The organism is Chryseobacterium barbadense, from assembly GCF_042849955.1.
Classification (GTDB): Bacteria; Bacteroidota; Bacteroidia; order Flavobacteriales; family Weeksellaceae; genus Chryseobacterium.
The window spans coordinates 1-24,205 of sequence record NZ_BAAFHL010000017.1; the positions used below are offsets into that span (position 1 = coordinate 1).

The 24,205-nt window shown below is 37.1% G+C and carries 20 protein-coding genes; 7 read left to right on the forward strand and 13 right to left on the reverse strand.

The features are described 5' to 3' along the window. From ACGHIN_RS08715 to ACGHIN_RS08745, 7 genes are all read right to left on the reverse strand, one after another. On the reverse strand, positions 1 to 1,406 hold a 1,406-nt coding region (locus tag ACGHIN_RS08715; protein ID WP_390452610.1), incomplete at its 3' end, for a primosomal protein N' family DNA-binding protein. A gap of 203 nt (positions 1,407 to 1,609) precedes the next feature. Beyond that, positions 1,610 to 2,518, reverse strand: a complete 909-nt coding sequence (locus ACGHIN_RS08720) for an AEC family transporter (RefSeq protein ID WP_390452611.1) — start codon at positions 2,516 to 2,518, stop codon at positions 1,610 to 1,612. Positions 2,519 to 2,627: 109 nt separating this feature from the next. After that, complete coding sequence (locus ACGHIN_RS08725; RefSeq protein ID WP_390452613.1) at positions 2,628 to 5,105, reverse strand: beta-mannosidase; 2,478 nt, start codon at positions 5,103 to 5,105, stop codon at positions 2,628 to 2,630. Further along, positions 5,098 to 5,487, reverse strand: coding sequence for a GxxExxY protein (locus ACGHIN_RS08730; RefSeq protein WP_390452614.1), 390 nt, complete (start codon positions 5,485 to 5,487; stop codon positions 5,098 to 5,100). The genes ACGHIN_RS08725 and ACGHIN_RS08730 overlap by 8 nt, the downstream gene beginning before the upstream one ends. Before the next feature lie 176 nt (positions 5,488 to 5,663). Beyond that, positions 5,664 to 6,326, reverse strand: coding sequence for a copper homeostasis protein CutC (locus ACGHIN_RS08735; protein WP_390452616.1), 663 nt, complete (start codon positions 6,324 to 6,326; stop codon positions 5,664 to 5,666). Positions 6,327 to 6,343: 17 nt separating this feature from the next. Further along, positions 6,344 to 6,631: a hypothetical protein gene (locus ACGHIN_RS08740; RefSeq protein WP_390452617.1), complete on the reverse strand. Its 288-nt coding sequence runs from the start codon at positions 6,629 to 6,631 to the stop codon at positions 6,344 to 6,346. A 23-nt stretch (positions 6,632 to 6,654) separates the two neighbouring features. Continuing rightward, positions 6,655 to 7,650, reverse strand: coding sequence for an isoaspartyl peptidase/L-asparaginase family protein (locus tag ACGHIN_RS08745; protein ID WP_390452619.1), 996 nt, complete (start codon positions 7,648 to 7,650; stop codon positions 6,655 to 6,657). Positions 7,651 to 7,763: 113 nt separating this feature from the next. Between ACGHIN_RS08745 and ACGHIN_RS08750 the strand changes: the two genes are divergently transcribed. The 4 genes from ACGHIN_RS08750 (at position 7,764) to ACGHIN_RS08765 (ending at position 11,513) form a co-directional block, all read left to right on the forward strand. Then, positions 7,764 to 8,363, forward strand: a complete 600-nt coding sequence (locus tag ACGHIN_RS08750; RefSeq protein WP_390452621.1) for a Crp/Fnr family transcriptional regulator — start codon at positions 7,764 to 7,766, stop codon at positions 8,361 to 8,363. A 216-nt stretch (positions 8,364 to 8,579) separates the two neighbouring features. Next, entirely contained in the window at positions 8,580 to 8,954 is a 375-nt protein-coding gene (locus ACGHIN_RS08755; protein WP_390452622.1) for a DUF3302 domain-containing protein, read from the forward strand. A gap of 2 nt (positions 8,955 to 8,956) precedes the next feature. Next, positions 8,957 to 10,111 (forward strand): HlyD family secretion protein, encoded by a 1,155-nt coding sequence (locus ACGHIN_RS08760; RefSeq protein WP_390452623.1) that lies wholly within the window; start codon positions 8,957 to 8,959, stop codon positions 10,109 to 10,111. Between the two features lies 1 nt (position 10,112). Continuing rightward, complete coding sequence (locus ACGHIN_RS08765) at positions 10,113 to 11,513, forward strand: TolC family protein (RefSeq protein ID WP_390452624.1); 1,401 nt, start codon at positions 10,113 to 10,115, stop codon at positions 11,511 to 11,513. A gap of 51 nt (positions 11,514 to 11,564) precedes the next feature. On the opposite strand, the gene ACGHIN_RS08770 is transcribed toward ACGHIN_RS08765, so the two are convergent. Continuing rightward, positions 11,565 to 13,823 carry a glycoside hydrolase family 20 protein gene (locus ACGHIN_RS08770; RefSeq protein WP_390452626.1) on the reverse strand — a complete coding sequence of 753 codons (2,259 nt, stop codon included), beginning with the start codon at positions 13,821 to 13,823 and terminating at the stop codon, positions 11,565 to 11,567. Between the two features lie 106 nt (positions 13,824 to 13,929). Between ACGHIN_RS08770 and ACGHIN_RS08775 the strand changes: the two genes are divergently transcribed. After that, entirely contained in the window at positions 13,930 to 14,730 is an 801-nt protein-coding gene (locus tag ACGHIN_RS08775) for a DUF4197 domain-containing protein (protein ID WP_390452627.1), read from the forward strand. A gap of 233 nt (positions 14,731 to 14,963) precedes the next feature. On the opposite strand, the gene ACGHIN_RS08780 is transcribed toward ACGHIN_RS08775, so the two are convergent. Continuing rightward, entirely contained in the window at positions 14,964 to 15,617 is a 654-nt protein-coding gene (locus ACGHIN_RS08780; protein ID WP_390452629.1) for a CoA transferase subunit B, read from the reverse strand. 123 nt (positions 15,618 to 15,740) lie between these two features. Between ACGHIN_RS08780 and ACGHIN_RS08785 the strand changes: the two genes are divergently transcribed. Continuing rightward, positions 15,741 to 17,549, forward strand: a complete 1,809-nt coding sequence (locus ACGHIN_RS08785; RefSeq protein ID WP_390452630.1) for an ABC transporter ATP-binding protein — start codon at positions 15,741 to 15,743, stop codon at positions 17,547 to 17,549. Positions 17,550 to 17,820: 271 nt separating this feature from the next. On the opposite strand, the gene ACGHIN_RS08790 is transcribed toward ACGHIN_RS08785, so the two are convergent. Together ACGHIN_RS08790 and ACGHIN_RS08795 are read right to left on the reverse strand one after the other, a co-directional pair. After that, the gene (locus ACGHIN_RS08790; RefSeq protein ID WP_390452631.1) at positions 17,821 to 18,522 is read right to left on the reverse strand and encodes a CoA transferase subunit A; all 702 of its coding nucleotides are present in this window, start codon (positions 18,520 to 18,522) and stop codon (positions 17,821 to 17,823) included. A 132-nt stretch (positions 18,523 to 18,654) separates the two neighbouring features. Continuing rightward, the gene (locus ACGHIN_RS08795) at positions 18,655 to 21,402 is read right to left on the reverse strand and encodes a fibronectin type III domain-containing protein (protein WP_390452633.1); all 2,748 of its coding nucleotides are present in this window, start codon (positions 21,400 to 21,402) and stop codon (positions 18,655 to 18,657) included. A 273-nt stretch (positions 21,403 to 21,675) separates the two neighbouring features. Here ACGHIN_RS08795 and rplS point away from each other — a divergent pair, with 273 nt between their 5' ends. Next, positions 21,676 to 22,029 (forward strand): 50S ribosomal protein L19, encoded by a 354-nt coding sequence (gene rplS, locus ACGHIN_RS08800; RefSeq protein WP_089792393.1) that lies wholly within the window; start codon positions 21,676 to 21,678, stop codon positions 22,027 to 22,029. Positions 22,030 to 22,093: 64 nt separating this feature from the next. Here rplS and ACGHIN_RS08805 read toward each other — a convergent pair whose 3' ends face one another. Both ACGHIN_RS08805 and ACGHIN_RS08810 read right to left on the reverse strand, forming a co-directional pair. Beyond that, the gene (locus tag ACGHIN_RS08805) at positions 22,094 to 23,086 is read right to left on the reverse strand and encodes an alpha/beta fold hydrolase (RefSeq protein ID WP_390452636.1); all 993 of its coding nucleotides are present in this window, start codon (positions 23,084 to 23,086) and stop codon (positions 22,094 to 22,096) included. A gap of 82 nt (positions 23,087 to 23,168) precedes the next feature. Continuing rightward, positions 23,169 to 24,155, reverse strand: a complete 987-nt coding sequence (locus ACGHIN_RS08810) for an EamA family transporter (protein WP_390452637.1) — start codon at positions 24,153 to 24,155, stop codon at positions 23,169 to 23,171. Positions 24,156 to 24,205 lie beyond the last annotated feature (50 nt).

Sequence of the window (24,205 nt, forward strand, 5' to 3'; positions counted from 1 at the left end):
GGTAATTTCACCTCCCCGAATCTTTCATTAAGGAAAACATACTGCAATTTATTTTTCTGAGCCAGGTAATAGCTTTCAACAGAAGGTGTTGCAGAACCTAAGATGACTTTTCCATCATAAAATCCGGCCAAAACCAATGCCGCATCTTTGGCATTGAAATAAGGGGAAACTTCTCTTGGCTTATAGGCGGAATCGTGTTCTTCATCCACGACAATCAACCCTAAATTCTGAAACGGAAGGAATAAAGAATTTCTTGTTCCTATTAAAATCTGAATATCGTTGTTCTTAATTCTTCTCCAGACTTCCACACGTTCAAAATCAGTGAGCTTTTGATGATAAAAGCCCAGCTTTTTCCCGTATTTTTTTTCCAGTCTTTGCGTGATTTGTTTGGTTAATGAAATTTCAGGCAGTAAGAAGAGAACATTGTTTCCCTGATTTACACATTCTTCAATTTTTTCAAGGTAAATATGGGTTTTCCCTGAGGATGTAACGCCGTGAAGCAATACATTTTTATTGTTGCTAAAAGCTTCGTCAATATTTTTATTGGCTTGTTTTTGAGACTCAGAAAGGCCTTCAATGCCTTCAATTTCCCCTTCATAACTTTCCAACCGGTCCTTTTGAAGATAATATTCTTCCACCAGATTTTTATCCGCCAACGCTTTGAAATGGGAATTTCCGAAATATCCATCCTCAAATAAGGCGGATTTTTTGATGAATCCTTCCGGATTTTCCGTCTGCTGATCTAAAATATGGAGGAAAAGGTCTTTTTGTTTAGGTGCTTTATTAAGTTTGGAAAGTATTTCCGTAAGTTCCTGATTATTTAAAAGCGCTTCGTTGATCTTTACATATGCAATTTCTTTCGCTTTATACTTTTCAGAGATCTTCTCATCAATTTCAATGTATTGAAGATCAATCAGTGAATTGATGGTTTTAATGATCTCTTTTTTAGGAATAAATGCTTCAATATCCGTTAAGTTGATAAGCTGTCTTATTTCTAGTGCCTGAATGAGATACATTTCGTTCACATCCAGGTTCTCGAAATCAACGGTTACATTGGGCTTTAATTTCAGGTAGGTTTCACTTTCCAGCTTCAAAGAGGATGGAAAAGCAAAACGATAAATTTCTCCCAAATTGCATAAATAATATGTTGAAAGCCAGTTCCAGAAGTTGATCTGTGCTTCAGGTAAAATCGGAAACTCATCCAGAATACTGATGATTTCACGGGGTACAAAATTTTCGGGGGCAACATCATGAATTTCAACCACAATTCCCGTATAAATCTTCTTTCCACGGAAAGGAACAAGAACTCTCATTCCCATCTGAATTGCAGGCATTAATTCTTCGGGAACTTTATAAGTAAAAGATCCTTTCAAATTCAGCGGTAAAACAATCTGGGCGTATTGCAAGAGAAATAATTAAAGGGTAAAGTTAGATTTTTCTTTAGAAAACTGCAATATTTTGTTGAGGATAAGATGAAGGTAAAGGTTGAGGATAAAATTAACACAATCCTTGTCATTCTGAATGGAACAAAATGGAATGAAGAATCCCTACCTTGTTTTTTGAGATTCTTCCTTCGTCAGAATGACAAAAGAAAATGATTTATAAGGTTTCAAAATATAAAATCAAGCACTTTATACCAAATTGCTGAAGTTAGAAAACCGACAATAATACTGAACCCAATGATTAAATTGGTCAGTTTGGTGTTCAGCCGGAATTGTTCTGCAATAATGCTTGACGTTACTACTGTAGGCATTGCCGCTTCAAAAATGGTGATTTTGGCAATATTGCCTTTTATTCCGAAGAGTAAAGCGGCTCCCAAAACAATAGCCGGAGCTACAATTAATTTGTATAACATGGAAGCAGACATCTGCGGGATCAGTTTTTTCCACCCATTGAACTTTAATTGTAATCCGACTGAAAATAATGCTAATGGACTTACAGTGGCAGCAAGCTTATCAAAAAAAGGTTCTGCAGTCGTAAAATCAATGAATTGAGATAATATTAATGCAGCAATACATCCTAAAAGCGGCGGAAATGTGATCAGTCTTTTCAGAATAAACGCGGCACTTACTTTTCCGGATTTGCTCCCTCCTTTCACTGCTGCAATAATTCCTAATGTGGAAAGGGCCAAAAACATGGTCTGATCACAAATGATGGCAATACTCAATAAGCTTTCCCCATAAAATGCACTGATCAAAGGAAATCCTATGAAAGAAGTATTACTGTATCCGCTTGTGAGCTCCAGGGTGCTTCTCGATCTTCTTGAGTAGCCTTTGCTTTTACTATAGAACATCATAAAAAAAAAGCAGAAAACTGCCACCAGAAAAGTAGCAGCAATAGGAAAAAGCATTTCCATATTCCAGTGAACTTTTGGAAGATATTTAAAGGAAACTGCCGGTAAAGCCAGATAAAGAATCCAGGTATTGATGCCTTTATGAGCATCGGGATGGATAGATTTTGTTGCCTTGAAAATCATTCCCGCCAGAATACATACTGCAATCAGAACAAAATTGACCATAATTTGAAAAAAATATGCTGCAAATTTACTGCTGAATTTTGAGTTATGGTCTTTTTTACAAGGTATATTGCATGAAAATTTAGATTCTTCGCTCCGCTCTGAATGACAATTACTTCTGAATGGTATCCCAAAGGCTCATTACTTCTATTTTTTCCAAAGGTTTTGAAAGCTGAATCCTTTTTGAGGATTTAGGAAGCAGATCAAAGAAGTTATCACTGAAATGAACATCTCCGATCAGGTAAACATCTTTTGCCAGAACATCTGTGGAAATTTCAATTTCAATCGGAGAGATCTTTTTGATTTGGATATTCGGCTTGGATAGTTTTAAATCTTTAGGTTTGGAAAAGTAATGGATGCTTTCATAGTTTGTTCCATCATCCCCTTTGAATCTTAACAACAGTGCATGTTTTTCGGGTTCAAAAGACGAATAAACTGTTTTATCAAACGTAAAGACAACTTTATTGGAATTAGGCTCCATGGTCACTACTCCGTAATTATTATGAACAGATCTGCCTCTGAAATCAATCAGGTCAATACTTTCATAACCTGATATTAGTTTCGGTCCATCATTAATAAAATGAATTTTATAATGCTCAGGGGTCTCATTTACCGCGATCAGTACATTTTCAAAGCTTCTTTTTACCTGATAATGGAGTGCTTTCCAATTTCCAAGATAATCTATTGAAGACCAAGAAACTACCGGCCAACAATCATTCAGCTGCCAATACAAAGTTCCCATATTATAGGGTTTTGCCCGGCGATGAGCTTCAATGGCAATCTGCATTCCTCTTGCCTGTACCAGTTGAGAAACGTAATTGTATTTTACAAAATCTGCAGGAAGATGATAATCTCTCTTGATATATTCATCGATAATCTGCCATCCTCTTGAATGCTTTTCGTGAGCTTTAATGGTCGGATTTTGGAGATTCAGATCCGGAATTCCTGAAAACATAGCTTTGGTAGTTTCTAGTGTTGGCATTCCCTGGAAACCATATTCAGACATGAATCGGCCTACTTTTTCATTGAAGATCTCAAAAGGTTGCTCTCCCCACCAAACGCCCCAATAATGAGAATCTCCTTCGGTCAGACTTTCCTTATGTCCCCACCCGATGGAAGGTGAGCTTGGCCAATAGATATTTTTTTCTGAGGTTACATTCTCTTTTAGAGTAGTTGGAATCAGTTCATGAAAAACTTTTTTATAATCTTTCCAAACCTGTAAAGAATCTTCTTTTGTGTATTTGAATTGCTTCTGATAGCCCCAGTTGACGATCGCTTCATCTACTTCATTATTTCCACACCATAACGCAATTGATGGATGGTTTTGTAAACGGTTAACCTGATCTTTTACTTCTTCCTTTACATTATTTAAAAAAGCTTCATCTGTAGGATAAAAGCTCCCGGCAAACATAAAATCCTGCCAAACCAGAATGCCGTTTTCGTCACAGGCTTTATAGAATTCATCGTCTTCGTAAATTCCGCCACCCCAGACTCTGATCATGTTCATATTGGCATCTTTAGCCTGCCTGATCAGATATTGATACTTTTCTTTGGTCATTCTGGGTGAAAAGCTGTCTCCCGGAATCCAGTTGGTTCCTTTGATGTATAAAGGGTTTCCATTGACTTTAAAATAGAATGATTTTCCCTTTTCATCTTTTTCCTGTATCAATTCTACTGTTCTCAAGCCAATTTTCAAATCTTTATCGGCAAGATGAATTGAGCTTTTTTGCAAAGAAATTTTGATGGGGTACAATTCCTGTTTTCCCCAACCATTCGGCTGCCATAACTTTGGATTGTTTATAGCAAAAGGTATCTGAATGATATTCTGTCCTTTTTTCAGTTGAAAATGAAAGGGTTTATTATTAATTAATACGGTGTACTTTCCTTCTTTTTCAGTAATAATTTCGGTATGAATACTAAGATCAGCTTTTTCTTTCGTCAGTTTTTTTTGTTCAACTTTTACATTTTCCAATCTGGCTGTATTCCAAAAACTCAACTTCACGTCTTTCCAGATTCCTGCTGTAACTAATCTCGGTCCCCAATCCCACCCGAACTGATACTGTGCTTTTCTCACAAAACTTCTCGGAGATTCCGGCATGGTAAACGGAACTTTTTCAGCTAACTCTTTTCCCGCATTGACAGCAGATTTGAATTTAACCTGTAATACATTATTCCCTGATTTCAGGTGTCTTTTAACGGGAATCACCCATTTCCTGAACATATTATCTGTCTTCGTCAATAATTTTCCATTGAGATAAATCTCTGAAAATGTATCCAATCCGTTAAAAACCAAATCGATATTTTGGGCTGCCGTCAGCTGCTTTGAAGAAACTGTAAAGCTGGTCTGATACTCCCAGTCTTCATTTTCCACCCATTGTACTTTCTTTTCATTTTCATCTTTAAAAGGATCCGGTATTATTTTATTATTTATCAGATCCAGATGAACGGTTCCCGGAACTTTTGCCGGAAGCCAATTATTGTCTTTAGCATTTTTAAACTGCCATTTTTCTACAGATAAATCATATTCTGTGAGCTGCGCAGAAACTATATTTTGAATGAAAAGGAAAGCAAGAAGGATTGTTTTATTCATCGATCAATTTATTTACAATTCTGTGAATACCATTTTTAAGAAGAGGGTTATTAAAATTAATAAGAAGTCCAAGTTGTATGTTCGTTAGTTTTAGATAAGTTAATACCTGAGAATAAAAAACAGGATTTATTTCCAAAACAGATTTTATTTCAATAATAACTTTATCTTCAACCATTAAGTCAATTTTATAGGCATTATCAATATTCACTTCCTTATATTTTAAAGGCAGATACACTTGTTGTTTTATATTAAAGCCGAGTTTATTTAATTCATATACAAGAGCCTGTTCATAAGCATTTTCCAATAATCCGACACCCAGGTTTTTGTGAACTTCTAAAGCAGCACCTATAATTTTATAGGATAGATCATTTTCGGTCATCATTTGTGTGTTTATATTTTTTAACGCAAAGAGTAAAAAAGCTATATTTTATAGTTAAGTTAGCAAAGATATAATCAATTAAAATTGATTGATTAAGCTGGCTTCTTAAGCGACTTTGTCGCTATTCTTTGCTTTCTTAAATAAACAAGAATCTCAAAAAACTTTGCGTTAAAATTATTTTATTTATTTTTCAAAGCAATGACTTCGTCAGGATTGGCAAAAGCACCACCATCTGTAATCGCAGAGGAATGGAAATATCCTGCTTTAGTAAAATCCCTGATCTCTTCAATATTGGTTGAACGAAGCCCGCCTCCAACTAAAATTTCAATTCTGCCGTTGGAAAGCTCTACCAGCTTTTTCAGATTTTCTTTACCCTCGGAAACATTGGGCTTTTGTCCGGAAGTTAGGATGGTTTTGAAACCACATTCAATCACTTTTTCCAAAGAGTTCTCCAAATCTTTTGCTCTGTCGAAAGCACGGTGAAATGTACACGGAAGTGGGTTTGCCAATTCAACTAAAATCTTGTTTTGCTCTACATTTACCCCATCATTTTCATCTAAAATTCCAAAAACAAAACCATCAACGTTTAATGTTTTTAGCTGAGACAATTCTTCTTTCATTTGATCAAATTCTGTATCTGAATACGTAAAATTACCACCACGGGGGCGGATCATCACAAAAATGGGGATATTGATTTTTTCACGGAGTGCTCTGGCTATTTCAAAATCGGGAGTTGTTCCTCCTTCACTGAGTCCGTCGCATAATTCTATTCTGTCTGCTCCATTTTCAAATGCAATCATTGCAGATTCCGGATTGAAGCATGCTATTTCTATTTTTGACATTTTTTCTTCTTTTACAATTAATTAGATACAGATACCTCCTGGAAGATATCTTCAATACGAAAAGAGCTCTGATTTTTTATAACGCTTACTGTAATTGGGTATCTTGCATCATACTTTTTGTCTGTAAGAATCATATCAAACAGAAAAGTATCATCGGATTCCGCAATTAAATCGCATTTTGATTCATTGGGCATATTGGCTGAAATTTCATCTACAGATGGAGGATGTATTTGAGGTATGGGTCCTTTCTTATCTTCCATACAGGAAAGAATGCAAAATAAAGAAACAATAATTGTTTTCTTCACAGAAGTCTTTTTAGCTACCGATATTATTTTAAAGCAAATTCAGGTTTTTCCAATCTGTTTCCTTTCTGATCATGAACGGCAAAGTTGAATCCGTCCTGGATACAGTAAGAACCGTATTCCCCTTTTTTATTTAGGGCAATAAATCCTACCTGAATATCTTTTAAATTTTTATTTCTTCTCCGGGCGATTTTCACGATTCTTTCCACCGCTTCTTTACAGGCTTGTTGTGGATTTCTTCCCTGTCTCATCAATTCTACTACAAGATGAGTTCCCACCGTTCGGATCACTTCTTCTCCATGACCGGTTGCTGTTGCAGCCCCAACTTCGTTATCAACGAATAATCCGGCTCCGATGATTGGAGAATCTCCTACTCTTCCATGCATTTTGAAAGCCATTCCGCTGGTGGTGCAGGCTCCGGAAAGATTTCCCTGTGCATCCAATGCGATCATTCCGATGGTATCATGATTTTCAATATTAACAACAGGTTTATACTGACTGGTTTTTAACCAATCTTTCCACTCTTTTTCGGACTCAGGGGTTAATAGATTTTCTTTTTTAAAGCCTTGAGAAATAGCAAACTGGAATGCTCCGTCTCCCACCAACATCACATGTGGTGTTTTTTCCATAACGGCTCTTGCTACTGAAATCGGATTTTTGATATTTTCCAGACAGGCTACGGAACCAATATTATAATTTTCATCCATAATGCAGGCGTCCAGTGTCACTCTACCGTCTCTATCCGGACGTCCACCGTATCCAACACTTCTTTCATTCGGATCCAATTCAACCAGTCGTACCCCTTTTTCAACAGCATCTAATGCTCTACCGTTTTTGCCCAGAATCGTCCATGCTTCCTCATTGGCTTTTAATCCGAAGTTCCATGTGGAAAGTACGATAGGTTTATTAATCACTTTATCAGATTCAGGCAAACTCATGCCCATTACGTCCAGCGGATTTACAGCAAGTGCTGTTGTTACAATTCCCAGTTTTTTGATAAAATTTCTCCGGTTATTATTCATTGTATCTCAAATTATATACTGCATGACAAATATCTAAAATTTTCGGTAAAATCTCCGGAATGATTTACTAAAGTTCACAGATTATTTTATCTATCTTTACTATCGTAATGGACATGTTTAAAATTTTCAAAAATATACCCTGCTTTCAGGAGTTAACTGATGAAGAAATCAATATTCTGATCAGCATCAGTACTCCCAAACTTCTTCATAAGAAAGAAAGGCTGATAAAACCGGGGCAATCTTTTGATCATTTGTTTATACTTTCGAATGGCTTATTGAGATTTTTCTTTGATGATGAAGACGGGACTGAGTATAATCTTTTTTTACCTTCAGAAAAAGAATCTGCTATTATGGAAAGCCCAGAATCCTATACAGCCGAAAATGAAAAAAAATATACTGTTGAAGCTGTTATCGAAACCAGCATTTTTCTTTTTAGCAGAGCTGAATTTGAAGAATCGGCATTTCAGTACAGGGGTATTTATAATATGTATGTGAAATCTTTAAAACAAATAATCGGCATACTAAAAGAACGTACGGAACAATTCTGTTCCACCTCTCCACATACGCGTTATGAAACTTTCCTGAAAAACCGCCCTTTCACCACTCAAAATGCCAGCAGAAAATATATTGCTAATTTCCTGGGGATTACGCCCAATTCACTTTCACGTATAACTGCACGGATCCATAAAAAAAGGAACGGCAGAAAAAAATAACTTAAGAATATTTTTTATCATTTTATTCATTTTATTTTTGCTTGCTCAAATAAACAAAAACAAAATGGAAAAATATGATTTTCAATATATTACATATTTACAAGAATACCTTTTAGTTTCATAAGATAGGAGCTAAATCTCCGGATATTCATTATTTCCCCGGTGTGATACCGTTTTATTCACACTTACAGTTTCATTATTATTTTATTAATTTTTATGCAAAGAATAACCTTATTTCTCTGTCTGCTATTATCCTGCAATTTTGTTCAGGCATCCTCGGGCAGTACTGAAGACAGCATAGCTGATGCCGCTTCATGGCTGATTTTATTCGTTTTACCGGTTGCCGGAATTTATCTTTTCTGGAAAGTCCACATTTATCCGGAAAAGGTAGCTGAAAAAAATAATCATCCTCAGTTGAAAGCGATCAAAAGTATGTGCCTGCTTTCTTTAATCTTTGGAGGGCTTTTATGGCCTGTAGCACTGATATGGGCTAACTATAATTACGATGATCCCAAAGAGAAAGAAGAAGAAGAAAAAGAAGATATAAACACAAATATTACGGAAGAAGAAATTAAAACAGAAAATCAATAAATATGCTGGAATTACTTGTTGCAATATATGCCGGGATATGCTGGCTGCTCATCAAAAAATTAAAACTTATTCCCTGGACATTTACCACACAGGTAATTGTCTACTCTCTGCCTATTTTCGGATCTATCGCATTAATATTAAGCCTTAATTATTATTGTCCTATTACCTCCGATGTTAAAGTAGGAAACAGAAGTGTGGATATAACCACTCAGGTTCTGGGAAAAGTAAAAAAGGTATATGTACGCACCAACCAGGAGGTGAAAAAAGGGGATACATTATTTGTGCTGGACAGGGAGTCTTATGTACAGGAAATTAAATCTTTGGAGGCTAAGTTAAGCAATATGAGAGCTACAGTAAGATCCTACAATTCTGACATTTATGCTTCCAGAAAAAATATTACAGGGCTACAGTCTCAACTGAACCTGGCTAATAAAAGAGTGGTTCAGTATCAGGAATTGGTGACTGCAGGGGCAGCCAACAAGTTTGACCTGGAACAGGCTATAGCTACTGCACAGGATCTGCAGTCACGTATTGGTGCGGCACAATCACAGCAGCAGTCGCTGGAAACAAAATATAATGCGACCTATAACGGGGAGAACTCATCTGTTTCCGAGATCCAGGCAAAATTGGATCAGGCAAAATGGGACCTTTCTCAAACTGTTGTTTTAGCGCCTACGGATGGTATTATTCCCAATGTACAGCTCAATGAAGGTGCTATTATGGCTCCTTTTAAGTCTGCGTTTGTATTGATTCAAAAACAGCAATCAGTGGTAGGCTTTTTTGCCCAGAACGAGCTTGAAGCAGTAAACAAGGGAGATGAAGTTGAGCTAGCCCTTAAAACAGAGCCTGGAAAGGTAGTTAAGGCCAGACTCGAATATGTTATTGACGCTACCAGTCAGGGTATCATGAACAACGCAGGAGGTATGCTGGGAGGAGCTTCCACCGCCGGTCTTCCGGATACCGCCAGAATGCTGCCAGAGACAGACGGGAAACTTATTGCCAAATTTGTATTAGAAGATAATCAAAAGCAACTTACTGTTGGAGCAAGAGGAACATCAGTAATCTATTCCGATCATATCAAGCCATTACATCTCATCCGAAAAGTAATGGTGCGTATAAACAGTAAAATCAACTTCCTGATTCCTAAACTTCATTAGAATGTATAAAAAAATAATTATACTGGGAACCCTTTCGATAGGACTGAGCTCTTGTATAGGGTACAAAGAAGCCACTAAGGAAAATATAAGCTCCTTAAAGGAAAAAAGTGAAATCGCTGCAGGTGTCGAAATTCCTGATGACTGGATCTTTGACAGAAATGTGAAATCCGGTTCATTTTCCTATGAGTGGATCAATGATCTTAAAGACCCGCAGTTACAAACACTGATCAATGAAGGTATGCTTCATAATGCGGATATCATTATTGCCAAAGAAAAGCTCAACCAGGTTGAATTGGCCATGGAAATGGCAGGAAGCAACCTTTACCCAAGTGTGAATGCCGTTGCCAATACATCCAATAATCTGGTTAGCGGAAGCCAGATCAGAAGCCTGGGGTTGAAAGCCAATTGGGAACTGGATATATGGGGTAAAAATAAGGCTTCACAAATGGCCGGTACAAGTGATTATTTTTCTGCCAGACATCAAAATATCCTGCTGCATAAATCCATCGCTGCCATGATTGCCAAAACGTATTTTCTGAATATTGCAGGAAATATCCAGGAAGATAAAATTGAAAGCTATATCCGGAAATCAAAAGACCTGGAAAAATTATACCTTATACAGAAAAAAGTAGGGACAGCCAACGCATTGGACCTGTCTAATATCTCCGCAGAAATCATATCCCTGGAAGGATACCTGGAAAAGGTTAAAAACGCAAATGCCCAGTCCAGAAGGACCCTTGAACTATTAACCGGAAAATATCCGGAGGGAAAATTGGCCACACAAACGTTTTTTAACTCCATAAAAAATGATATTCCTGAATCTTTCCCCTTGCAGCTTTTGGAAAACAGATCAGATATACAGGCCGATCATTTCAGAATAGAAAAAGCTTTTTACGAGGTACAAGAAGCCCATGCGGCAAGGCTTCCTTCTCTCAGCATTAGTACTTCTTTCGGAACAGCGGGCAGCAATGTGGCACCTATCAACTCTTTATTTTCCAATCCGCTGTTAAAAGTGGGTACCGGATTGGTCTCCCCATTATTCAATGGCGGGAAGCTTAAAAAAAATGTAGAGATAAAGAATTCTCAGCAGAAACAGGTGGTTGAAGAATATTCAAAAACAGTCCTGAATGCATTGAATGAAGTAGAGTCATCTTTAGCCAACCTGCATTCCGTGAAAAAGCAACTTATGTATAACCGTAGCGCCATAGATGAATTGAAGAATAATATTGAGCTGACCAGGAAACAGATACAGGTAGGAACCAGTAACAGCTTTATCCTGATCCGGAAGCAGCGGGATCTTCTTCGAAATGAAATGAACCTGATCAATCTGGAATTACAGGACAGGATAGAGCGTATTAATCTTTATATGGCTTTAGGGGCAGAAAACTTTATGTCGTTATGATTATTGTAAAAAAGACTGTAGAAATCTACAGTCTTTTAACTTATTGTCTTATCAATTTACTCCAATTTCATCTACAAAGAGCCATGCCTTGGAATCAGCTCCGGGATTTCCAGCCGGGATAATTCCGGCATTTTCTATTCTGATCTTGATATATTTTGTATTCTGATTTCCAACGCTCAACCTGATTTTTCCTTTTGTCTTCTGAATGTCTTCTTTTCCGATTTCTTTGATCATTTTGAAATTCTTATTATCATCGGAAACAAAAATCTGTGCAGATTTTGCCAGATGAATCCAGCTTCCTTTATTTTCCAGGGTGTTAAAATATACTTCGGTAAAGGTTGTTTTTTGTCCAAAATCAATGGTAGCCACTACATCTTTCCCTTGGAAACCTAACCAGGTTTTTCCTAACTGTTTTTGATTTCCGATAATTCCGTCAACCAGAGTAAAAGCGCCTCCAAAAGAATAGTTTTCGCTTGGCTGTTGTTCTAAAGTGATATTTTTCCCTGTAGCTTTTGAGATGGAAAATTCCTGTGAAGAAACAGCGCTTTTCAATTGCCCGTCTTCAAAATAAGCTGATTTGATCATTAATGATTTTGAAACCGAAACTGGATTTTGGTACACTGAGGAATTGGCTGTCGGTTCTGTTCCATCCAGCGTATATCGTATTCCTTTTGGATCCTGTGAGGTGGAAAGTTCATAGGCAATTCCATTATTACCTGGAATTACTTTTCCGGAAACATTATAAATGCTTTTGGCATAATTAACTTTCATTTTATCCAGCATTTTGAACTGGTTGATCACCCTGTTCTCGAACTCTTTATAATTTTTTGGATCCGAAGTTCCCCATGCGACTTCAGAAAGAGCCATCAATCTTGGGAAAATCATATATTGTACCTGCTTAAAGTCTGTAATATACTCTGTCCATAAATTCGCCTGAACCCCCAAAATATATTTTGCCTGTTCTGCATTGAGTTCCTCCGGAATCGGGTTATAAGAATATACTTTATCCAGTGGTGTATAACCTCCAAAAGCATTAGGCTCGGTTTGGGGGTCACCTTGGTAATGATCGAAGTAGCAATAAGATCCGGGGGTCATTACGGCAAAGTGTTTGGCTTTAGCGGCTTCAATTCCGCCTTTAATACCAGTCCAGCTCATTACAGCTGCATTTGGAGCCAATCCGCCTTCTAAGATCTCATCCCAGCCGATAATTTTTCTGCCTTTACTGTTAACGTATTTTTCAATTCTCTGGATGAAATAGCTTTGTAACCCATGTTCATCCTTCAGATTATTCTTTTTAATCAATTCCTGGCAATGGGCGCATTCTTTCCATCTTGTTTTCGGGCATTCATCACCGCCAATGTGAATATACTGTGACGGGAACAGCTGAATGACCTCATCTAAAACATTTTGTAAAAAGGTAAAAGTTTCGTCTTTCGGACAGAAAACATCATCAAAAACACCCCATTTCGTTGCCGGTTCAAAAGGCCCTTTTGTACAGGCCAGTTCAGGGTACGCTGTAAGTGCCGCCAACGCATGTCCCGGCATTTCAATTTCCGGAACCACAGTGATATGTCTTTCCTGGGCATATTTCACTACATCTTTGATTTGTTCCTGGGTATAGAAATACGGACCATAAGGTTTTCCGTCAAATTGATTATCTACATAAGCACCGACCATGGATTCTTTTCTTTTAGAACCCACCTGTGTCAGCTTCGGGTATTTTTTGATCTCAATTCTCCAACCCTGATCGTCTGTAAGATGCCAGTGAAAGGTGTTCATTTTGTACATCGCCAGATAATCGATGTATTGTTTTACTTCATCAACAGTGAAAAAGTGTCGGCAAACATCCAGATGCATTCCCCGCCATACAAACTTTGGCTGATCTTCGATTTTTAATGCAGGTATTTTTTTATCTGTTTTGTGTTCTTCAAACAACTGAATCAAGGTCTGAAGTGCCAGAAAATATCCTTGCCGGGTATAAGATTTTATGTGAATCTGCTTGGGTGAAATTTCTAAGGAATAATATTCTTTTTTCTGCCCGTCACCCTTTGGTAAGCCTGGAATGATGGAATTCTTCAAATGAATTCCCTCTTTTTGAGCATACTGGAATTTTAGCTGAGCGTTTAATCTTTTTTTGAAATAGTCTGTTTCTGCCTTCGGAAGATCTCCACTTAATAGGAGTGTTTCCGGAATGGTAAATTCTCCTTTTACCATTTCAACTTTTTGTGGTCTGGGAATCAGATTGAGTGTAGATTGAGCAAAAAACATATGGGAAGTCAGAATTAGAATGGTCAGAAAAAAACGCTGCATTTTATTAGATTAAGATTTAGGCGAATATACTTATTTTCTAAAAAAATTTCTTCATCAATTTTAACTTATTCAATAACAAAATATCTAATTTTGCAAAAATAGTACAATGAAAAAAAATTTTGTTTTAGTTTCCTTTTTGTTATTTTCAATTTCTACTCACGCACAAATCTTAGATGCTATCAAATCTACTGTTAAACAGAAAACAGGTATTGATCTTAATACTCCGGTAAAAACAACCAATTCTACAACATCTACATCAACTTCCACTACAACAACCAATAATACTTCTGTCAGTCTTGGAAGCCTTTCTTCTACTCAAATTTCATCAGGATTAAAAGAGGCTTTAAATCTTGGAGTGACTGAGGGAGTAAAAAAATTGGCCACCACCGATGGTTTTTATAAAAATGAAATGGTGAAAATCTTGATGCCCGAGAAGTTAAGAGTAATAGACACAAAACTTCGTGCAGTTGGATTAGGAAGCCTTGCAGATCAAGGGGTAAAGTTACTGAACAGAGCGGCTGAAGATGCGGTAACGGGATCTGCTCCTATTTTTGCCAATGCCATTACTTCAATGACCATCACAGATGCGAAAAACATCTTATTAGGATCGAATAATGCCGCAACGAGTTATTTACAGACCAAAACCCAAAGCCAGTTATTTACTGCTTTCCAGCCTAAAGTAAAGGCATCATTAGGAAAAGCAGGTGCTGATACGGTATGGAAAAACTTGATTTCAAAATATAATGTATTAACGGGGCAATCTGTAACGACCGATCTTAATGAATATGTAACGACGGAAACCATCAATGGCGTTTTCAAAATGATCGCAGAAAAAGAGAGTGGAATCCGTAATAACCCTGCGTTAAGAACCACTTCCCTTTTACAGAAGGTATTCGGAGCGAAATAATTTGATTAATAAGTTCAGGATAAGAGTTTTATAAACAATCCTCCGTCACTTCGAGTAGATTTTTGAAAAAAATCGTATCGAGAAGTGATGTCTGAACAAAGTTCTCGATACATTTTTCTCCATTTCATTTCGAAAAACACTCGAACTGACGAAAGTTGTTTTACCTCAAACTCAGGTTAGTTGATAAACATAAAAAAGGCTGTTTCAATAATGAAAACAGCCTTTTTTCTTTATTAGAATTGCATTTCAGGGATTTCTCCTTCGATGATCAAATCTGCTTCTGTAGATTGTATAATGTGTTCTACTGAAACTCCGGGTGCTCTTTCCACTAATTTAAAACCAGCCGGTGTTACATCCAGAACCGCTAATTCGGTAACGACTCTTTTCACACAGTTTACTCCTGTTAAAGGAAGAGTACATTTTTTAAGGATTTTACTTTCACCTGCCTTGTTTACATGCATCATGGCTACGATAATATTTTCAGCAGACGCCACCAAATCCATTGCTCCACCCATTCCTTTCACCATTTTCCCCGGAATTTTCCAGTTGGCAATATCTCCGTTTTCTGAAACTTCCATTGCTCCAAGAATGGTTAAATCCACTTTTTGGCTGCGTATCATTCCAAAACTGAATGCAGAATCAAAAAAAGATCCTCCCGGTAATATGGTGATAGTCTGTTTTCCGGCATTGATGATATCCGCATCTTCTTCACCTTCATAAGGAAACGGTCCCATTCCCAACACCCCATTTTCACTCTGAAATTCTACGGAAAGGTTTTCAGGGACATAATTGGCAACCAGTGTGGGAATCCCAATTCCCAGGTTTACATAATACCCGTCTTTTACTTCTTTGGAAATTCTCTTTGCAATTTGTTCTTTCGTTAGCATAGCATAATCTTATCCTGCCAAATTAATTAATTTTTCAGAACTACGAAAATACTTTTGTTCTTAACTTACGGTAATTTTTGCTTCGTAAATTGTTGTAAATTTGCGAACTTTCCCATTCTCAAAATGAAAACTTTATTACATTATTTAAAACCCTATCGCTGGTTAATTGTCGCTTCACTGATATTAGCTGCTGTAAATCAGGTTTTTTCACTATTTGCTCCTGCCATCACAGGAAATATACTGGATAAACTGGTTACTCATCCCAACTTTTTTGATAAGGAAAAACTGATTCCGAGAAATCTTAATGAATATCTTTATGGAAATGATATTTATCATGGCGTCTTGTATTTTTTAGGACTCCTTATCGGCACTGCAATGGTCAGCCGGATCGCAAAAGCCTTTCAGGATTATGTGGTGAATGTGATTATCCAGAAGTTTGGAGCCCGCATTTTCACAGATGGACTGAGACATTCCATGAGATTGCCTTTTCAGGAGTTTGAGGATCAGAGAAGTGGTGAAACGCTTTCTATTCTGACCAAAGTAAGGGAGGACTCAGTGAAATTCATTAACAATTTCATCAATGTGTTTTTTGGGATTTTGGTAAGTATCATCTTTGTTTCTGTATATGCGGTTCGTCTGCACTGGTCTATCATGCCGGTTTATGTAGTGGGAATCATCCTCATTGCCGTAGTTACCAATTTATTAAGCAAAAGAATAAAAACCATCCAGAAAAGCATTGTAAAGGAAACCACCAGTCTTGCAGGGAGCACCACAGAGAGTCTTAGAAACATTGAGCTTGTGAAAAGCATGGGACTCACCCATCAGGAAGTAGAACGTCTGAATAACAATACCTATAAAATTCTGGGGCTTGAATTAAGAAAAGTGAAAAGCATCCGCTCTCTGAGTTTTGTACAGGGAACTCTGGTGAATTTTTTACAGCAAATCATTACTTTCACGTTACTATTACTGATTTTTAAAAATATTGTGACTCCGGGGGAATACCTGTCCCTGATGTTCTATGGTTTCTTCATATTCGGACCTATGCAGGAAATCGGAAACATTATTATCTCTTATCGTGAAGCTCAGGCATCGCTCAATAATTTTGACGGATTGATGAAAAAATCGGTAGAGCCTAAACCTGAAAACCCTAAGCAAATCGGCGCCATTGAAGAATTAAAATTCCAGAATATATCTTTTCAACACCAGACGGCTCATTACAAAGCACTCAATTCCATTTCATTTGATGTGAAAAATGGGGAAACGATTGCTTTTGTAGGACCAAGCGGTTCCGGAAAAAGTACGCTGGTAAAATTGCTTGTCGGTTTATACAGACCACAGGAAGGAAGTATTTTTTACAATAAGATCGATGGGAAAGAGTTTGATTTTGATGAATTGAGAAACCAAATAGGTTTTGTCACTCAGGATACCCAGCTTTTTGCAGGGACGATAAAGGAAAATCTTTTATTTGTGAATCCTTCTGCCACTGAGGAAGATTTGCAACTGGCACTTAAAAAAGCGAGCTGCACTTCTCTTTTACAACGTGCTGAAAACGGAATAGAAACTATTATTGGTGAAGGCGGACTGAAATTAAGCGGGGGAGAAAAACAAAGAATAGCTATTGCAAGGGCATTATTAAGAAAGCCGCACTTACTTATCTTTGATGAAGCTACCTCTGCATTGGACAGTATTACGGAAGAGGAAATCACTTCCACAATTAAAGAAATTTCCAGACAAAAGGAGCAGATTACCGTTCTTATTGCTCACCGGTTAAGCACCATTATGCATGCTGACCGAATTTATGTATTGGAACGTGGACAAATTGTAGAAACAGGATCACATTTAGACCTTATTGAAGAAAAAGGATTGTATTATGCGATGTGGAGACAGCAGATCGGAGAACGCAAAGTTGAGTCTGCGGTTAAGGCTAATTAAGATTTAGCTTTATTATCTAAATAAAACTCCCTGAAATGTTTTCAGGGAGTTTTTTATTTTTAACCACAAAAGGCACAAAAGTTTTTTGAACACTTTAGTAACTTAAGTTTAAAATAATGCTGTCTTAGAGTTCACATAAGAAGAAAATCAAAGATTTTCAAAAAACTTAAGTGTTCTAAGTATACTTAGTTAGCTTTATAATAAGCTTAAGTGTTCAAAAAACTTTTGTGCCTTGTATGTTTTATTTGTTCGTTACTCAGAGAAATTTGAACTACTCTTTTGTCCTTACTGTTCTTTGCTCTATTCTTTTTTCAAATTTTTCTCCCTGGAAAATTCTCTGAATCATGATTCCCGGAATATGAACTTCGTTTGGATCTAACTGTCCCGGTTCAACAAGCTCCTCTACTTCAGCAATAGTAATTTTCCCAGCTCCTGCCATTGGGAAATTGAAGTTTCTTGCCGATCCTTTAAAGATCAGGTTTCCTGCATGATCACCTTTCCAGGCTTTTACAATAGAGAAATCTGCATTGTAAGCATGTTCCAAAATATGAGGTTTTCCATTGAAATCTTTTACTTCTTTACCTTCTGCTACTTCGGTTCCGAAACCTGCAGGGGTATAAAACGCAGGAATTCCAGCTTGTGCCGCTCTGCATTTTTCTGCAAGAGTTCCCTGTGGAGTAAGTTCTACTTCTAATTCTCCGGAAAGCATCTGTCTTTCAAATTCAGCATTTTCTCCTACATAAGAAGAGATCATTTTTTTGATTTGTCTTTTGTGAAGCAATAATCCCAATCCAAAATCATCAACACCTGCATTGTTTGAGATGCAAGTCAAATCTGTCACATTGCTTTCTACCAAAGCATTAATGGAGTTTTCAGGGATACCGCAAAGTCCGAATCCGCCTAACATTAACGTCATTCCATCTGTAATTCCTTCGATGGCTTCCTTTGCATTTTTTACTCTTTTATCTATCATGAAATATTAGATTTTCTGTCCGCTAAATTTAATACTTTTTCTCGTAACTGCGATATTCCGCGTCATGTTTGAACTGACAGGCAAAAAAATGCGGGAAAATTCCTGCATTTCAATTTATTATTATCCTGAATATTATTGGATAATCAATTTCAATGTAAATAGTTTTCTGGTATGAACTTTTACGAAATACACCCCTTTCGGAAGGTTTTCATTTACTAATGAGAATCGCTGATTATGAATATTTTTAGATTCGTATAAGAGTTCTCCGGAAGCAGAAACCAATTCGATCTTTTCAATCGGGTAATCACTTTTAATAAAGGTCGGTTCTCCCGGTTTTGAAGGATTCGGGTATAGGATTACATTTTTCTCCGTGGCATTTTTCACCTCATCTGTTCCCAAGGATGATGAAGTCACCTGAAACTGTACCCTGTTCGAAACCTCTGTATAAGAATCATTGGTAAACATCACCATGTAATAGTTACCTGGTGCAGTTGGTACACCGTTTACATTTCCTGTAATGGTTTTGGTCCCCTGTGTCACTCCATCGAAGTAAGTATAAGAGGTAAACTGATCATTAGGCGTCTGTACACTTTGAGGATAAATACCCAACCAGTCTTTGATGATTCCCGGAGAATCTGTCCAGGAAGCTGTAATGCTTTCACCTAAAGTATAGACAGGCTTATTGATCCATAATTCCGTTACGATATCTCCTACTTTGAAGAATATTTTATCACCAATTGGCGTGTAACCATCTTCAAGGTAATATTGTGCATAATAGTATCCTTTTGGAAGCCCCGTGAAATTTAGTGTTCCTGAAGCAGCATTGACGTAGCTCCATTTTATAGAAGTATTGGTTCCCGGAACCTGTCCCATTTTATAGATTCCAATCCAGTCTTTCACTAAATTCGGACCATTGCTATAATTGATGATCACTGTTCCGCCAACCGGATAAACATCTGCAGTTGCCTGCAATTGTACTTTCGGACCTACATAGAAGTTCTTTCTCGGAGTGATTTCCGTATACCCGTTATTGGCGAAGAAGCCTGCAAAATATTGGCCTTTATTGGCCAATCCATTATTGAAATTCACCGTTCCTGCTGTCTGCCCGTTGGTATAAGAATATACCTGAGAGGTTGTGGTTGCGGGAGTCTGTCCTTTTTTATAAATCCCAATCCAGTCCTGCTGATTTCCAGGCCCTCCTGTAAAAGTAGCTGTAATAGGTTCGTTTTGCAGATATTCTGTTTTATTTAAAGTAAAAGTAGGATTGGAAACCACGCTTCCTGTCACTTCAAACTGCTTCACATCACTCCAGTCGCTCCACTCCAAATTTCTGTCTCTGTAACGGACTTTTGCATAATAGGTTCCGTTTGAAATGGAATTGGCTGCGAAAATGGCTTTGGTGATATCAACACCGGCATTCAGGTTTTTGGTTAGATCGGGATTTCCGTTTCCGTCTTTCCCGAACCAGTTTTCATAATCGCGATAAAATTCTTTATCAATCACTGAAAAATCCGGAGCTTTACTGATCAGGAACTGAGTAGTGTTCAAAAGTTCTCCGTTTGAGGATGAAAATGTACTTCCGTCCAGCGTTAGCGGCAAGGTTACCGGCCCCGTGAAAGTATTGGTAATAGAGGGTTTTACGGGTTTTGGCTGATTTTTATATCGGTGGAAAGTATCTATCTGTTCATTATATTTTTTGGTATAAATTCCGCCGATAGAATAACTTTCTACATCTACTTTTCCATTGGTAACATCTACTTCCACAATCTGATAAGTCCAATCTGTCAATGTTTTCTGAACATCATCAAAATCCTGTTCATTAGACATTCCCCAATACTGATCCCAAGCCGTTCCTCCTGAAATGATCTGATAATTCGGAGTATTTTTCAATTGTCCTCTGTGATATAAATGGTGATGGGCTCCAACGTGCATTAAATATTTATTGGAAGTAATCAAAAGAGGAACAGCATTGTTTCTTACCCAAGGAGAAATATCTCCCACATATTGTTCTGCCTGATAAGGCCTATGGCTTAATGAAATAATCCAGTCTACGGTAGCATCATTATTAGCTTCGTTCAAAACCTGCTGTAACCAGGTTTGCTGTGCTGAACCGGTATGTTCAGAGCTCAAGCTGACAAATAATACATTTCCGGCTTGCTGAGCATAATAGTTTTCATTTCCTGATGTAATACCTTTATAGCTAATTTCATCAATATAAAAGTGAGCATAGTAAGAATTCATCCCCAAGCTTCCATAGGTCTCATGATTTCCCACCGTTGTCTGAATAGGTAAATATGGGGACAGTTTTGTATTCTTTTTAAAGTGAACGTTTTCATAATGGTCCAATGTTCCGACATCTACCTGATCTCCTACCATAAAAGTAAGGGCTACATTATCTGACGGATCGGAATTGGCTCCGAATTTCTGCTTTAATTTTTTGAAAGCATTTAACGTAAGGGTATCATATCTTGGTTCTGCCTTGATCTGGTTATCCCCCATGATCAGGAAACGGATTTTACCGTCTGCAGTAGCAGCCTGTCCCGGTAGAGGAAGCGTTCTGAAATTATAGACCGCAGATTCACTGGTTCCTGTTTTTATTTTGTAATAATATTTTGTGTTAGGCTGAAGGTTGGTGATTTTAGCGGTATGATAATAATAGTTGTTATTATATCCCGTATCTGAAAATATATTGGTGGTTCCGGTAACCGTAACGTTCAAATTCGTTGGGGAATTCCCGTACATCACGGTTGTTTCATTATTGGAAGCTGTTTTCCAGTTCACAATCATTGAATTGGGAGTCGGGTTTTGTAAATAGGGAAATAATGTCTGCCCAAAAGCGAGCTGGACGACAAAACAGAAAAAGAAAAGGAGAAGTCTCATAATAGAATAATTTAAGGGTGTATTAAGTATTTAATTATTTGAAAATGAAGGAATTTTATTCAGGCAAAAGTAGAATCCTTATGTAAACCTTATTTAATGAGAATTTAAAGGAAGTGTTAATTTTTGATCATGCTTGGCTCTAAAAAATTATAGTTTTTTACACACCAAATATTTGGCAGATTCAAAAACTAATTTGTATATTTGCAACCTGTTACTCAACCTCTGACGATCAACGTGTAAGTTGCTTAGCTTTAACATTTTATTTTATTAATAATGGATTTATTAAAGTACGTACAAGACAAGTACATTGCGAAAAAAGAATTCCCTGAATTCAAAGCAGGTGATACCATCACTGTGTATTACGAAATTAAAGAAGGACAAAAGACCAGAACTCAGTTCTTCAAAGGAACAGTTATCCAATTAAGAGGTACTGGTTCTACAAAAACTTTCACGATCAGAAAAATGAGTGGTGATGTAGGTGTAGAAAGAGTATTCCCAATCAACATGCCTGCTCTTCAAAAAATTGAAGTTGACAGAAGAGGTAAAGTTAGAAGATCTAGAATTTATTACTTCAGAGACCTTAGAGGTAAAAAAGCTAGAATCAAAGATGCTGCTTTCAAGAAATAGAAATTCAGACAACAATACATACAAAAAGAGGCTGTTCAAAATGAACAGCCTCTTTTTATTTTGCTTATTTAATAAAGTTATATAAAGCTTCAAAAAATTTCGGATATACTTCTATATGTGGAAGATGCCCTACATTTTCAAGTTCTACCAATTTTGAACCTGTAATTTCCCGTTGCGTTTTTTTCCCTAATTCCTGGTATTGCCCCATTAAAGGCTGAACTTCTTTAGGTGCTCTATCCTTTCCTATGGCTGTTCTGTCTCTGGTCCCGATGATCAATAACGTTGGAACTTTAATATTCTTAAATTCATAAACAACTGGTTGGTTGAATATGATATCACTGGTTAAAGCTGCATTCCATGCAACTTGTGGATAATCTTCACTTAACGTCCAGCCTGCAAGCAGATTCAGCCATTTATCGTATTCCGGTTTCCACTGATTGTCATAATAAAACTTTAACTGATAATTCTTATAAGATTCATAGGTGTTTTTCAATTCAGATTTGTAAGCTTCATCAATCGTCTGATATTTTGCCAATGCTTTGTAATCTTCTAACCCGATTGGGTTTTCCAGAATCAGTTTTTCAACCGCCTCAGGATACATTAACGTAAATCGTGTCGCTAACATTCCACCCATTGAATGTCCCAAAACAATCGTGGTATTAATTTTCAGCTCATCCAGAATCGCTTTTGTATTGGCTGCTAATTGTGCAAATGAGAATTGATAATTCCGGGGTTTAGAAGATTTTCCAAAACCGATCTGATCCGGAATAATGACTCTGAATCCTTTTGCTGACAGGTCTTTTGCCGTTTGTTCCCAATAAGCGCCGTTAAAATTTTTCCCGTGAAGCAGCATAATGGTCTTTCCGTTGGGTGTTTTGGGTTTCACATCCATATAAGCCATTTTCAGATCATTATTCTGGGATTTAAGATTGATGAAATGAACTTCATAAGGATACTGATAATTCGTAAGCATTGCATCTAAAGGTCTGAGTTGAGAGAACATCCAAACCGGCACCATCAATAAGATTGCCCACATTACATTTTTTACATATCTCATAAAACTTATTTTATATAAAATTAAAAAAACCACCTCAAAAGAAGCAGTTTTCATTATAATTTTTGATTTAATTATAGTATTCTTAAGAAAGTTCAGCCACTTCATATTCCTTTTCTTTCTTTGAAGGAAGGTTCATTAAAACAATGGCGAAAAGTATTAATACAATTCCTGCCCACTGAATTAAAAGAACTTTTTCTCCCAACAGAACAAAAGCCATCGTTACCGAAACAGGAAGCTCTAATGAAGAAACAATACTTCCTAAACCTAACCCTGCATTCGGAAAGCCTATATTAAATAAAATTGGCGGAATAACCGTTCCAAACAACGCCAGAATCAATCCATATTTCCAAAATATGGAGTAATTAAAAGAATGAATATGCTCGGTATTCTCGGTGAAGTTTAAATATACGGATTTCAATCCGTCAAAATAAAGTGGCCCGATCTGCGCAAAGAATAAAAATACAAACACCACAACAGCTCCTCCGGAAAGCATGACCATACTTTTCCTGAATACCGGCAAATGCGTTGCGAGAGTGTTTGATGTAAACATCGTTAAGGTATAAGATGCCGCCGCCAACAATCCCCAGAAAATACCTCTCCAATCCAGTTCCAATTCAACGTTTATAAGATTGGTTGCCAATACGGTTCCCAATAAAACAACCGCCGTAGCAAAAATTTTTCTGGCATTGGGCAATTTTTTCGCTAAAAATCTTTCCACCACTACACTGAACCATACGGACTGCATCAGCAAGACAATAGCGATAGAAACATTGATATACTGCACTGCGATGTAGTAAAATAAGCTTGTGCACCCCATTGAGGTTCCGGCCAACATCAATGTTCTGAATTCTTTTGGGCTTGGCGATGATAGTTTTTGTTTGGAAGTGATGGTTTGAACGAAATTAAGAATTAAAAGACCTATTAACCCTAATACAAATTGCGATGTCGTCACCTCTGAAGTCGTATACCCATGCTGGTACGCCATTTTCACGAATGTTGCTAACATCCCATATATACTTGCTCCTATTCCGACAAATAAAACTCCTTTTAGTATATTTTTCTTCTTCATACTCATTTTTCAGCCAGCAAAGGTACGATAACTAGCCAGATTATTCAAAG